The 12,515-nt window shown below is 61.7% G+C and carries 12 protein-coding genes; 6 read left to right on the top strand and 6 right to left on the bottom strand.

Annotated features, from left to right (window positions below):
- Positions 1-58: 58 nt before the first annotated feature.
- From xerD to ffh, 6 genes are all read right to left on the bottom strand, one after another.
- Complete coding sequence (xerD, locus tag ACZ5M5_RS05670; RefSeq protein ID WP_103307910.1) at positions 59-955, bottom strand: site-specific tyrosine recombinase XerD; 897 nt, start codon at positions 953-955, stop codon at positions 59-61.
- 132 nt (positions 956-1,087) lie between these two features.
- Positions 1,088-1,438, bottom strand: a complete 351-nt coding sequence (rplS, locus tag ACZ5M5_RS05665) for a 50S ribosomal protein L19 (RefSeq protein WP_003175895.1) — start codon at positions 1,436-1,438, stop codon at positions 1,088-1,090.
- Positions 1,439-1,483: 45 nt separating this feature from the next.
- The gene (gene trmD, locus ACZ5M5_RS05660; protein WP_170845966.1) at positions 1,484-2,257 is read right to left on the bottom strand and encodes a tRNA (guanosine(37)-N1)-methyltransferase TrmD; all 774 of its coding nucleotides are present in this window, start codon (positions 2,255-2,257) and stop codon (positions 1,484-1,486) included.
- The gene (gene rimM / locus ACZ5M5_RS05655; RefSeq protein WP_058544503.1) at positions 2,239-2,775 is read right to left on the bottom strand and encodes a ribosome maturation factor RimM; all 537 of its coding nucleotides are present in this window, start codon (positions 2,773-2,775) and stop codon (positions 2,239-2,241) included. The genes trmD and rimM overlap by 19 nt, the downstream gene beginning before the upstream one ends.
- A 5-nt stretch (positions 2,776-2,780) precedes the next feature.
- Complete coding sequence (gene rpsP, locus ACZ5M5_RS05650) at positions 2,781-3,032, bottom strand: 30S ribosomal protein S16 (RefSeq protein ID WP_003198088.1); 252 nt, start codon at positions 3,030-3,032, stop codon at positions 2,781-2,783.
- Positions 3,033-3,283: 251 nt separating this feature from the next.
- Complete coding sequence (ffh, locus tag ACZ5M5_RS05645) at positions 3,284-4,660, bottom strand: signal recognition particle protein (protein ID WP_060739058.1); 1,377 nt, start codon at positions 4,658-4,660, stop codon at positions 3,284-3,286.
- A gap of 195 nt (positions 4,661-4,855) precedes the next feature.
- On the opposite strand from ffh, the gene ACZ5M5_RS05640 reads away from it, so the two are divergent.
- The 6 genes from ACZ5M5_RS05640 (at position 4,856) to ACZ5M5_RS05615 (ending at position 12,441) form a co-directional block, all read left to right on the top strand.
- A complete protein-coding gene (locus ACZ5M5_RS05640; RefSeq protein ID WP_060739059.1) occupies positions 4,856-5,668 on the top strand; it encodes a cytochrome C assembly family protein in 813 nt (270 codons plus the stop codon).
- 12 nt (positions 5,669-5,680) lie between these two features.
- Positions 5,681-6,922 (top strand): HlyC/CorC family transporter, encoded by a 1,242-nt coding sequence (locus ACZ5M5_RS05635; protein WP_464738753.1) that lies wholly within the window; start codon positions 5,681-5,683, stop codon positions 6,920-6,922.
- Between the two features lie 392 nt (positions 6,923-7,314).
- Entirely contained in the window at positions 7,315-8,628 is a 1,314-nt protein-coding gene (locus ACZ5M5_RS05630) for an MFS transporter (protein ID WP_060739061.1), read from the top strand.
- Positions 8,629-8,780: 152 nt separating this feature from the next.
- Positions 8,781-11,195, top strand: a complete 2,415-nt coding sequence (gene lon / locus ACZ5M5_RS05625) for an endopeptidase La (protein WP_060739062.1) — start codon at positions 8,781-8,783, stop codon at positions 11,193-11,195.
- A gap of 215 nt (positions 11,196-11,410) precedes the next feature.
- Complete coding sequence (locus ACZ5M5_RS05620; protein ID WP_060739063.1) at positions 11,411-11,803, top strand: protease inhibitor I42 family protein; 393 nt, start codon at positions 11,411-11,413, stop codon at positions 11,801-11,803.
- A gap of 2 nt (positions 11,804-11,805) precedes the next feature.
- On the top strand, positions 11,806-12,441 hold the full coding sequence (locus ACZ5M5_RS05615; protein WP_060739064.1) for a lysoplasmalogenase: 636 nt from the start codon (positions 11,806-11,808) through the stop codon (positions 12,439-12,441).
- Positions 12,442-12,515: the final 74 nt, after the last annotated feature.

The following is a 12,515-nucleotide window of genomic DNA, read 5'->3' as shown; positions in this document are numbered from 1 at the left end:
AGTTGTTACACCGCGGCGCGGCCATCGCGGGCAAGCCTTGCTCCCACAGGGATTTCATTCAGCCCCGTGGATGATGCTTGGCATGCAAGTCCTGCAACCGCGCTCGGGCCACATGGGTGTAGATCTGGGTGGTGGACAAGTCGCTATGGCCGAGCAGCATCTGCACCACCCGCAAGTCGGCACCGTGATTGAGCAGGTGCGTGGCGAAGGCATGGCGCAAGGTGTGGGGCGAGAGGGACTTGCCGATCCCGGCCACCTTGGCCTGGTGCTTGATGCGGTGCCAGAACGTCTGGCGAGTCATCTGCTCGCCACGCAGACTGGGGAACAGCACATCGCTGGGACGCCCGCCCAGCAATTCATGACGGGCATCGCGCATGTAACGCTCGACCCAGACAATCGCTTCCTCGCCCATCGGCACCAGGCGCTCCTTGCTGCCCTTGCCCATCACTCGCAGCACGCCCTGGCGCAGGTTGACCTGCTCCAGCGTCAAGCTGATCAACTCGGTGACGCGCAAGCCACAGGCATACAGGACTTCCAACATGGCCCGGTCGCGCTGACCGATGGCCTCGCTGAGATCAGGTGCCGCCAGCAGCGCTTCGACATCGGCCTCCGACAGGGACTTGGGCAGCGGACGCCCCAGTTGCGGCATTTCCACACGCAAGGTCGGGTCTACCGCGATCAGCTTTTCCCGCAGCAAATAGCGATAAAACCCACGCAGACCGGAGAGAAACCGCGCGGTCGAGCGGGGTTTGTAGTTCTGCTCCAGGCGCCACGCCAAGTGATCGAGGATCAACTCGCGACCGGCATTGACCAGTTCCAGGTGATTTTCCTGCAACCAGCCGTTGAACAACGCCAGGTCGCTGCGGTAGGCATCGCGGGTGTTATCGGACAGGCCCTTCTCCAGCCACAGGGCGTCGAGAAACTGGTCTATCAGCGGATGATCGATGGCTGGCATAAGAACTCTTGAAGGATGCGGGCACACACGGCATCGAAATGGAAAATGAAGCTATGCAGGGTGCTCAAAGCGCAAATCGCAGGCAACAAAAAAGCAGCCCGCAGGCTGCTTTTTTTGCATCGGAAGCTGGACTTAAGCCAGTTTTTCCTTGATGCGAGCTGCTTTACCCGACAGGTCACGCAGGTAGTACAGCTTGGCTTTACGTACGTCACCGCGACGCTTGACAGCCATGCTGTCGATTTGCGGGCTGTAGGTCTGGAAAGTACGCTCTACGCCAACACCGTTGGAGATTTTACGAACGGTGAACGCACTGTTCACGCCACGGTTACGCTTGGCGATAACGACGCCTTCGAACGCTTGCAGACGGGAACGGTCGCCTTCCTTCACTTTCACCTGGACGACAATGGTGTCGCCTGGGGCAAAGGTAGGGATTTCTTTGGTCATCTGCTCTGCTTCGAGTGCAAGGATGATTTTGTTAGTCATGCTGTGCTCCTAAGGCGAGTCGTCGGACTCACCATCGATACGTTGTTAACTATCGTCCCGCTCGCGGATGTATTCCTCGAGCAGCTTCTTCTCTTCTCCAGAAAGCGAGCGGCTTTCCAGAAGATCGGCGCGTCGTTCGTAGGTCCGACCAAGGGACTGCTGCAAACGCCAACGCCGGATGTGCGCGTGGTTGCCACTTAGCAACACGTCGGGAACACGCTGATCCGCATACACCTCCGGTCGGGTGTAGTGCGGGCAATCCAGCAGACCATCCGTAAAGGAATCTTCCTCAGCGGAATCCGCATGCCCTAAAGCTCCAGGCAGCAGTCGTGTAACCGCATCGATCAGGACCATCGCCGGCAGCTCGCCGCCAGACAGTACATAGTCGCCAATCGACCACTCTTCATCGACATGAGCTTCAATGAAACGCTCGTCAATGCCTTCATAACGGCCGGCAATCAGGATCAATGCATCCGAATTCGCCAGCTCGCGTACCGCCGACTGAGTCAGCTGGCGGCCTTGGGGCGACAGGTAGATCACCTTCGCACCCTCCCCGGCTGCCGTCCTGGCCTGAACCAGCGCATCTTCCAGGGGCTTGATCTTCATCACCATGCCCGGACCACCGCCAAACGGGCGATCGTCCACAGTGTGATGCCGATCCGTGGTGTAGTCCCGCGGATTCCAACAGGTGAGCTGCAACAGCTCCTGTTTCACCGCGCGGCTGGTTATGCCGTACTCGCTGATGGCGGAAAACATCTCGGGAAACAATGTGATGACTTCAACGCGCAAATTAGCCACGTTTAGAAATCCGCATCCCATTCCACCTTCATCTCGCCTGCGGCAAGGTCGACGGCCAACACGCATTGCTCGGTATAGGGCAACAGGCGTTCGCGATCATCCAGGCTGCCGACGCAAGGCTTGACCACCATGACATCGTTCGAACCGGTCTCGAGCAGGTGATCGATTTTCCCGAGCAATTGCCCGAGGTGGTCGATGACCTTCAGACCCACCAGCTGGTACCAGTAGTACTCGCCGTCGGTCAGTTCAGGGAACAGGTTGCGCGGCACGCAGATCTCATAACCGGCCAGAAGACGAGCTTCTTCACGATCATCGAGACCCTTGAGCTTTGCGACCAGGAACTTGTCGTTCCCGCGTCCGCTGACCAGCTCCACCTGTTTCACGCTACCTTCGCGCTTGAGCGTCCAGGTTTTGTAGTCCAACAGGTTCTTGATCGGATCAGTAAAGGAATACACCTTCACTTCGCCGCGAACGCCATGTACAGAATAGATCTTGCCGACAACGATCAAATCATCAGCATCTTTTGGCGTCGCGTTCATATTGCTCAGGCCGCAGCCTTAGCCGATTCCTTCAACAACTGAGCAACGCGCTCAGAAGGTTGTGCACCAACGCTCAGCCAGTAGGCTACGCGCTCTTGGTTCACGGACAGACGAACTTCCTGACCACGGGCAACAGGGTTGAAGAAACCAACCTGCTCCTTGTGGGAACCGTCACGCGGGTTGCGGCTGTCGGTTACGGTCAGGTGGTAAAACGGGCGCTTTTTGGAGCCGCCAAGGGCAAGACGGATTGTTAGCATGTGAACATCGTTCCTGTAGTCGGTGCTGCAAATCTAAATGCACAGCGGGCATAGGTGCCCGAAAGGCCGCATATTCTAAGGAATATCCGGACTTTTGCAAATGTCTTTTTCCGGCGCCATGCGCCATGCGATCAAGATTTGCCATAGAGCCGTCATGAAAAACGGCAGGTCAGCTCCCGCATAGCACGGGTTTGCTGGAGATCCCCGCATCCGTGCGGGGCAACGCCGGCATGACAGCCGGCGCAGATTCTTTACATTTTCGGCATGCCGCCGCCGGGCAACATACCGCCCATGCCGCGCATCATCTTGGCCATCCCGCCCTTGGCGGAGAATTTCTTCATCATCTTCTGCATCTGCTTGTGTTGCTTGATCAAGCGACCGATGTCCTGCACCTGGGTGCCGGAACCCATGGCGATGCGGCGCTTGCGCGAACCGCTGATCAGCTCAGGGTCGCGGCGCTCGGCCGGGGTCATGGAGTTGATGATGGCTTCCATCTGCTTGAACTGCTTTTCAGCCGCGCCCTGGGCATTGCCCATCTGCGCCAGGTTCACGCCACCGATGTTCGGCAGTTTGTCCATGAGGCCGCCAAGGCCGCCCATGTTCTTCATTTGTTGCAGCTGGTCACGGAAGTCTTCGAGGTCGAAGCCCTTGCCCTTCTTCAGCTTCTTGGCCAGTTTGTCGGCCTTGTCCTTGTCGAGGGTCTGCTCGGCCTGCTCGATCAGGCTGAGCACGTCGCCCATGCCGAGGATGCGCGAAGCGATACGCTCGGGGTGGAACGGCTCGAGCGCTTCGCTCTTCTCGCCCATGCCGATGAACTTGATCGGCTTGCCAGTGATGGCCCGTACCGACAGCGCGGCACCGCCACGGGCGTCACCGTCGACCTTGGTCAGGATCACGCCGGTCAGCGGCAGTGCATCACCGAACGCCTTGGCCGTGTTGGCCGCGTCCTGGCCGGTCATGGCGTCGACCACGAACAGGGTTTCCACCGGGTTGATCGCGGCATGCAGCGCCTTGATCTCGCCCATCATCTCTTCATCGATGTGCAGGCGACCGGCGGTATCGACGATGACCACGTCGATGAACTTGAGCTTCGCTTCCTTAATAGCCGCCTGGGCGATGTCCACCGGCTTCTGGCTCAGGTCGGACGGGAAAAACGTCACGCCGATGTCGTTGGCCAGGGTTTCCAGCTGCTTGATCGCCGCCGGACGGTAGATGTCCGCCGACACCACCATCACCGACTTCTTCTTGCGCTCTTTAAGGAAGCGCGCCAGCTTGCCGGCGGTCGTGGTCTTGCCCGCGCCCTGCAGACCGGCCATCAGCACCACCGCTGGCGGTACGGCGGCGAGGTTCAGGTCCTCGTTGGCGGCGCCCATCAGGCTTTCGAGCTCGGCCTGGACGATCTTCACGAACGCCTGGCCCGGCGTCAGGCTGCGCGACACTTCGGTGCCGACGGCGCGTTCCTTGACCGAATTGACGAAGTCCTTGACCACCGGCAGGGCGACGTCGGCTTCGAGCAACGCCATGCGCACTTCGCGCAGGGTGTCTTTGATGTTGTCCTCGGTCAGTTTCGCCTTGCCAGTGACATGGCGCAGCGTCTGCGAGAGACGGTCGGTTAGGTTTTCAAACATGCGCGATCCTTTCAGGCCCAGATGAGACCGGGATAATGGCGGCCCAGACCGTGAAAAATGTGCTCGGCGAGCCTGCGGCGTGGGCAGGTCGCGGATTATAGCGAAGAAGCGTGCGGCGTACACCTGCTGTGGTCTTTCGTGTGGAGGGGGTTCTATGCCAAACTCAGCGCCTTTCGGGCTTGCCTAACAGGATTTATGCTCCCCTTGTCACCCAGCTTGCTTGCCACCCTCGCCGCCGCTTGCCTTTATGCCGCTGCGACCCTCTATCAAGGCACCCGCCTGGCCACCGGCGCCAAGGCGAACAAACGCCTGCTGGTCACGCTTGGCGTGCTGGCGGTGCTCGGCCACGCGGCCAGCCTTTATACCCACCTGATGACGCCGATCGGCCTGGGCCTGGACTTTTTCAACGCCGCCAGCCTGATCGCCGTCGCCGTGATCGCCCTGACGTTGCTGGCCTGCTCGCGCATCCCGGTGGAAAACCTGCTGGTGCTGCTGTTCCCACTGGGGCTGGCCACGGTGTTGCTGGCGCAGTTCGCGCCGTCGGGCACCGTGCAGATCATCGACGAAGAGCCGGGCATCCTCGCCCACATCCTGCTGTCGATCCTCGCCTACGGCCTGTTCACCATCGCCGTGTTCCAGGCCCTGTTGCTGCTGGTACAGGACCACCAGCTCAAGAACAAGCACCCCTCCGGACTGATCCGCAACTTCCCGCCGCTGCAAACCATGGAAAGCCTGTTGTTCGGTTTCCTCTGGGCCGGCTGGAGCCTGCTGTCGCTGTCATTGATCTCCGGCTGGTTGTTCGTCGAGAACCTGTTCGCCCAGCACCTGGTGCACAAGACCCTGCTGGCCTGCCTGGCGTGGGTGGTCTTCAGCGTGCTGCTGTGGGGCCGCAACCGCCTCGGCTGGCGTGGGCACAAAGCGATTCGCTGGACCCTGGCCGGTTTCTGCCTGCTGATGCTGGCGTACTTCGGCAGCAAGCTGGTCCGTGAATACATCCTGCATATCTGACGGACGGACCTGATGGATACGTTGCCCGTAGCGCCGTTGTTCGCCGTGCTGGTGGTGCTGATCCTCTGGTCGGCCCTGTTCACGGCCATCGAAGCCGCCCAGCAACACCTGCTGGCCCAGCGCACGGCTTCGCGCGCCAGTGACAAACCACTGGCGACACTGACCTTCCCGCTGCCCAGCCTGATCCTGTGCAATACCCTCTGTCGCGCCCTGGCCGTGGTCATCGGCACCTTGCTGGCGATTTTTACCTGGCTGGAAAGCGGCCCCTGGGTCGCCTGGCTCGGCACCAGCGCCGCCCTGCTGGTGTTCGCCGACTACCTGCCGCGCACCCTGGCCACCCGCCAGCCCGACGCAGTGCTGGCACTGGGTAACACCTTGCTGGGCATACCGTTGAAGATCCTCTATCCATTTGCCTGGCTGTTGAATGGCGCCAGCCAGTTGTTGCTGCGTCCATTTGCCCGCAAGCCCGGCATGGTGCAGCAGAGCGACGACGAAATGCCCGCACCACCGCGCAGCGAGCAGGAGTCAGAGCAAGGCAGTGGCCGGCTGCATCCGATTTCCGGCATCCACGCCCTGGACAACATCACCGTCAACGATATCCTCGTGCCCCGCAGCGAGGTCGATGGGATCAACCTCGACGACCCCATCGGCGAGATCATCGAACAGTTGCGCCTGAACCGACGGACGCGCCTGCCGGTGTTCCACAGCGATATCAACCAGGTCGAAGCGGTGCTCAACACTCGCCAGATCCGTCACCTGCTGGCGGACGCGAGCCTGACCAAGGAAGCGCTGCTGGCCGCCTCCCATGAACCCTACTTCGTGCCCGAAAGCACACCGTTGCAGCTACAACTGCTGAATTTCCACAAGCAGCAGCGGCGCCTGGGCATGGTGGTGGACGAATACGGTGAAGTACTGGGCATCGTCACCCTGGAAGACATCCTCGAAGAGATCGTCGGCGAATTCGAGAGTCAGCACAGCCTCGACAACCCCCACGTCCATCCTCAGCCCGATGGCCGCCTGATGATCGATGGCGCGGCGTCGATCCGCGAATTGAACAGGACCCTGGGCTGGCATCTGCCTTGCGACGGCCCCAAGACCCTCAACGGGCTGGTGACCGAAGCCCTGGAAACCATCCCCGAAAGCCCGGTCTGCCTGAAGATCGGGCGTTATCGCCTGGAAATCATCGAGACCGTGGACAACCGCGTCAGCCAGGTGCTGGCGTGGCATAACAGTTCGGTGCCCACGGCGCTCTAAACCCCTTTGTGGCGAGGGAGCTTGCTCCCGCTAGGCTGCGAAGCGGCGCCGAACCAGGCAGCGCGGTGTATTAGTCGGGCTGGGGTCGCTGCTTTGGGGTTGCTTCGCAACCCAGCGGGAGCAAGCTCCCTCGCCACGGGGTTCTGCGCAATGTGTGCGGACTCTCTTGTTGATTCGTTAGCCCCCTTCCTATACTCAACCCGCTTACCCAGCTCCGCCCGAACCCCGTGCCTACCCCGCGCCCGGTCGGTTCCGGCCAGACCATCGGCAAAATCCGCATCAACCCTGGGACTGTTCCTACCCGAAACAGCGACGGGATACCCGTCCGCATCCCTGGGCGTTCGACCATAATAATCGCTCCAACGGAGCACATGACTGTCAGGGATAACCGCATGACGACCGCTACCTGCAACGAAGCTGTGCCTGCCCAGCCGACCAACTCGGCCACTCGCGTGGCGACCGCGAGTTTCATCGGCACTGCCATCGAGTTCTACGACTTCTACGTCTATGCCACGGCGGCGGCCCTGGTGATCGGGCCGGTGTTCTTCCCACAAACCTCAGGCACGGCACAGATGCTGTCGTCTTTCCTGACGTTCGGCATCGCTTTCCTCGCCCGTCCGCTGGGTTCTGCGCTGTTCGGCCATTTCGGCGACCGGATCGGGCGCAAGTCGACGCTGGTGGCCTCCCTGCTGCTGATGGGCGTGTGCACCACGCTCATTGGCGTGCTGCCCGGCTACGCCAGCATTGGCGCCTGGGCGCCGATCCTGCTGTGCCTGCTGCGTTTCGGCCAGGGCCTGGGGTTGGGGGGTGAATGGGGCGGAGCGGCACTGCTGGCCACCGAGAACGCGCCCAAGGGCAAGCGCGCCTGGTTCGGCATGTTCCCCCAATTGGGGCCCTCCATCGGCTTCCTGGCGGCCAACGGACTGTTCCTGACCCTGGCCATGAGCCTGGACGACGAGCAATTTCGTGACTGGGGCTGGCGGATTCCGTTCCTGCTCAGTGCCGTGCTGGTGATCGTCGGCCTCTACGTGCGGCTCAAGCTCCATGAAACCCCGGTGTTCGCCAATGCCATGGCCCGCCAGGAGCGGGTCAAGGTGCCGCTGGTCGAGCTGTTCAGCCAATACTGGGCGCCGACCTTGCTGGGCGCCGCGGCGATGGTGGTGTGTTACGCGCTGTTCTACATCTCGACGGTATTTTCCCTGAGCTACGGCGTATCCACCCTCGGCTACAGCCGCGAGACATTCCTGGGCCTGCTGTGCTTTGCCGTACTGTTCATGGCCGCCGCTACGCCGTTGTCCGCCTGGGCAAGCGACCGCTACGGCCGCAAACCGATATTGATCATCGGTGGCCTGCTGGCGATTGCCTCGGGTTTCCTCATGGAACCGTTGCTGACCCACGGCTCGACCGGCGGCGTGGCGCTGTTCCTGTGCATCGAGCTGTTCCTGATGGGGGTGACCTTCGCTCCCATGGGCGCCTTGCTGCCGGAACTGTTTCCGACCCACGTGCGCTATACCGGCGCCTCGGCGGCCTACAACCTCGGCGGTATCGTCGGCGCCTCGGCCGCACCGTTCTTCGCCCAGAAACTGGTGGCGATGGGCGGCTTGAGCTATGTCGGAGGCTATGTTTCAGCGGCCGCGCTGCTCAGCGTCATCGCCGTGCTGTGCCTGAAGGAAACGCGCCACAACGACCTGAACCGGGTCGCCTAGGCCGGGCCCGTGGCGAGGCTCCGCGCCTCGCCACGCAAACCTGTCGCCAGCCTGAACGGCCACCAATGAAATAACCGTTAACAATCGCCCACCATTGAAACCACCCCCCACCTGCCCCATCTAAGACCCATACCCCATTGCGCAGGTGCCCCATGAGCGACCAGCACTCTACTGAAGCCACTAACGACTACGCTGACTCCGAACACATCGAACACACTTCCTCCGGCACCGGCCTGGCGCTGCCCGGCCAGAACCTGCCGGACAAGGTCTACATCATCCCCATCCACAATCGCCCCTTCTTCCCGGCCCAGGTGTTGCCGGTCATCGTCAACGAAGAACCGTGGGCCGAGACCCTGGAACTGGTGGCCAAGTCCGATCATCACTCCCTGGCGCTGTTCTTCATGGACACGCCCCAGGAAGACCCGCGCCATTTCGACACCTCGAAACTGCCGCTGTACGGCACGCTGGTGAAGGTCCATCACGCCAGCCGGGAAGGCGGCAAGCTGCAATTCGTCGCCCAGGGCCTGACCCGCGTGCGCATCCGCACCTGGCTCAAGCACCATCGCCCCCCGTACCTGGTGGAAGTCGAGTACCCGCATCAGCCAAGCGAGCCAACCGACGAGGTCAAGGCCTACGGCATGGCGCTGATCAACGCGATCAAGGAACTGCTGCCGCTCAATCCGCTGTACAGCGAAGAGCTGAAGAACTACCTCAACCGCTTCAGCCCCAACGACCCTTCGCCGCTGACCGACTTCGCCGCCGCGCTCACCTCCGCCACCGGCAATGAGCTGCAGGAAGTGCTCGACTGCGTGCCTATGCTCAAGCGCATGGAAAAAGTGCTGCCGATGCTGCGCAAGGAAGTCGAAGTGGCGCGGTTGCAGAAAGAGATTTCCGCCGAGGTCAACAACAAGATCGGCGAACACCAGCGCCAGTTCTTCCTCAAGGAACAGCTTAAGGTCATCCAGCAGGAACTGGGGCTGACCAAGGACGACCGCAGCGCCGACCTCGAACAATTCGAGCAGCGGCTGGCAGGCAAAGTCCTGTCAGCCCAGGCGCAGAAGCGTATCGAAGAGGAGATGAACAAACTCTCCATCCTGGAAACCGGCTCGCCGGAATACGCCGTCACCCGCAATTACCTGGATTGGGCGACCTCCGTGCCATGGGGCGTGTATGGCCAGGACAAACTCGACCTCAAGCATGCGCGCAAGGTGCTCGACCAGCACCACGCCGGCCTGGGCGACATCAAGGACCGCATCCTCGAATTCCTCGCCGTCGGCGCCTACAAAGGTGAGATCAACGGTTCCATCGTGCTGCTGGTGGGCCCGCCGGGCGTGGGCAAGACCAGCGTCGGCAAGTCCATCGCCGAATCCCTGGGCCGGCCGTTCTATCGCTTCAGCGTCGGCGGCATGCGCGATGAAGCCGAGATCAAGGGCCATCGACGCACCTACATCGGTGCCCAGCCGGGCAAGCTGGTGCAGGCGCTCAAGGATGTCGAAGTGATGAACCCGGTGATCATGCTCGACGAAATCGACAAGATGGGCCAGAGCTACCAGGGCGACCCGGCCTCGGCGTTGCTGGAGACCCTTGATCCGGAACAGAACGTCGAATTCCTCGACCACTATCTGGACCTGCGCCTGGATCTGTCGAAAGTGCTCTTCGTGTGCACCGCCAACACCCTGGACTCGATCCCCGGCCCGCTGCTGGACCGGATGGAAGTGATCCGCCTGTCGGGCTACATCACCGAAGAAAAAGTCGCCATCGCCAAACGGCACCTGTGGCCCAAGCAACTGGCCAAGGCCGGTGTGTCCAAGGGCAGCCTGAGCATCAACGACAGCGCCCTCAAGGCCCTGATCGACGGTTACGCCCGTGAGGCCGGGGTGCGACAGTTGGAGAAACAGCTGGGCAAACTGGTGCGCAAGGCAGTGATGAAGCTGATCGACGACCCGAAAGCGGTGATCAAGCTCGGGCCGAAGGACCTCGAGGCTTCCTTGGGCAAGCCCGTGTTCCGCAACGAGCAGGTGTTGTCCGGCATCGGCGTGATTACCGGCCTGGCCTGGACCAGCATGGGCGGCGCGACCTTGCCGATCGAAGCGACGCGCATCCACACCCTCAATCGTGGTTTCAAGCTGACCGGGCAACTGGGTGAGGTGATGAAGGAGTCGGCGGAGATCGCCCACAGCTACGTCAGTTCGCACCTGAAGCAATTTGGCGGCGATCCGAAGTTCTTTGACGAGGCGTTCGTTCACCTGCACGTACCGGAAGGCGCCACACCCAAGGACGGCCCGAGCGCCGGCGTGACCATGGCCAGTGCCTTGCTGTCCCTGGCCCGCAACCAGCCGCCGAAAAAAGGCGTGGCCATGACCGGCGAACTGACCCTCACCGGGCACGTCCTGCCGATTGGCGGCGTGCGCGAGAAGGTCATCGCCGCGCGCCGACAGAAGATCAACGAACTGATCCTGCCGGAAGCCAACCGGGGCAACTTCGAAGAATTGCCGGACTACCTCAAGGAAGGTGTGACCGTGCACTTTGCCAAGCGGTTTGCGGATGTGGCGAAGGTGTTGTTCTGAGGTTTTTTATAGCCGCTGTACCGGCCTCATCGCGAGCAAGCTCGCTCCCACAAGGTTTGGTGTGGATCACAAATGCTGTGAACACCACAAATCCCCTGTGGGAGCGAGCTTGCTCGCGATGGCGTCATCCGCAACAACACATCCCCACCTGACACACCCAGTAGCATCTTCGGTTATGCTCGCCGTTCGTCGTGAATGCCGGAGCCGTTGCCCTTATGTCCCTCACTCGCCTGTTCGTCCCCCTCAGCCTCGCCCTGCTGAGCGCCTGCGCCACGCAAACCAGCAACAACGTGACCGTGGAAAAACTGAGCCAGTGCCCCGTAAGGCTCAATAACGGACAGAACCTGATCCTGAGCCTGCCCAGCAACCCCAGCACCGGTTATCGCTGGGCGATCCAGGATTCGGCCGGTGGTGTATTGAAGGGTTTGGGGCCGGAGGTTTATCGCAACCCGGAAGACGCCGGCATCGTTGGCGCCGCAGGTGTTTCGACCTGGCGCTTCCAGGCGTTCAACGCCGGCACCGGGCGCTTGCGCCTGACTTATCAACAGCCTTGGGCGCCGGAAGTGCCGCCCGTGGAAACCTTTGACTGCGCTATCGCGGTGAACTGACTGTGGGTTGGCTGATCCTCGCACTGATGGGTGCGGCCACCTACCTGTACGGCCTGGCCATGCATGCCACGCTGCTGTGCCTGCTGGTCAAGCCCATGCCGGTGCTGGCCCTGCTCGGCTGGCTGCACGATGCGCCGCCCAGCGAATATCGGCGCTGGATCAGCCTCGGGCTGATTTTCTCGCTGGTGGGCGATGTGTTGCTGGCCTGGCCGGGGGACCTGTTCGTGTTCGGCCTTGGGGCGTTTCTGCTGGCGCACCTGGCCTACCTGAAAGCCTACCTCAGCGACTGCCGCCGACCGGCGCTGCTGCCCTTGGCCCTGGCCTTGGGCATCGGCGCGGTGCTCCTGGCAATCCTGGTGTCGAGCGGTCTCGGGCCGTTGCTGGTGCCGGTGGTGATCTACGGCCTGGTCATCAGCGCCATGCTCTGGCGGGCGTTGGCACGACTGGGCACCGACGTGCCCAAGCGTTCGGCGTGGCTGGCCGCCACCGGGGCGCTGGCGTTTGTGTTTTCCGACAGCCTCATCGGCATCAACCGGTTCGTGCACCCCTTCCATGCCGCGCCTTACCTGATCATCGTCAGTTATTGGCTGGGCCAATGGGGCATTACAGCGTCGGCGTTCGCCCGAAAGCCACACTAAACAAAGCTCAATATGGGAGCAAAGGTTCTGTGGGGCACGGCTCTGTGGGAGCAAGGCTTGCCCGCGATGAACGA

Source organism: Pseudomonas sp. Van50 (genome assembly GCF_055390755.1).
Note: the sequence above shows the minus strand (reverse complement) of the source record. Positions and strands in the feature narration are given on the sequence as shown.

Bases quoted from the DNA above. Each gene is read 5' to 3' on its own strand.
- xerD (WP_103307910.1), bottom strand. From the start codon at position 955: ATGCCAGCCATCGATCATCCGCTGATAGACCAGTTTCTCGACGCCCTG.
- rplS (WP_003175895.1), bottom strand. From the start codon at position 1,438: ATGACTAACAAAATCATCCTTGCACTCGAAGCAGAGCAGATGACCAAA.
- trmD (WP_170845966.1), bottom strand. From the start codon at position 2,257: ATGGGATGCGGATTTCTAAACGTGGCTAATTTGCGCGTTGAAGTCATC.
- rimM (WP_058544503.1), bottom strand. From the start codon at position 2,775: ATGAACGCGACGCCAAAAGATGCTGATGATTTGATCGTTGTCGGCAAG.
- rpsP (WP_003198088.1), bottom strand. From the start codon at position 3,032: ATGCTAACAATCCGTCTTGCCCTTGGCGGCTCCAAAAAGCGCCCGTTT.
- ffh (WP_060739058.1), bottom strand. From the start codon at position 4,660: ATGTTTGAAAACCTAACCGACCGTCTCTCGCAGACGCTGCGCCATGTC.
- ACZ5M5_RS05640 (WP_060739059.1), top strand. From the start codon at position 4,856: ATGCTCCCCTTGTCACCCAGCTTGCTTGCCACCCTCGCCGCCGCTTGC.
- ACZ5M5_RS05635 (WP_464738753.1), top strand. From the start codon at position 5,681: ATGGATACGTTGCCCGTAGCGCCGTTGTTCGCCGTGCTGGTGGTGCTG.
- ACZ5M5_RS05630 (WP_060739061.1), top strand. From the start codon at position 7,315: ATGACGACCGCTACCTGCAACGAAGCTGTGCCTGCCCAGCCGACCAAC.
- lon (WP_060739062.1), top strand. From the start codon at position 8,781: ATGAGCGACCAGCACTCTACTGAAGCCACTAACGACTACGCTGACTCC.
- ACZ5M5_RS05620 (WP_060739063.1), top strand. From the start codon at position 11,411: ATGTCCCTCACTCGCCTGTTCGTCCCCCTCAGCCTCGCCCTGCTGAGC.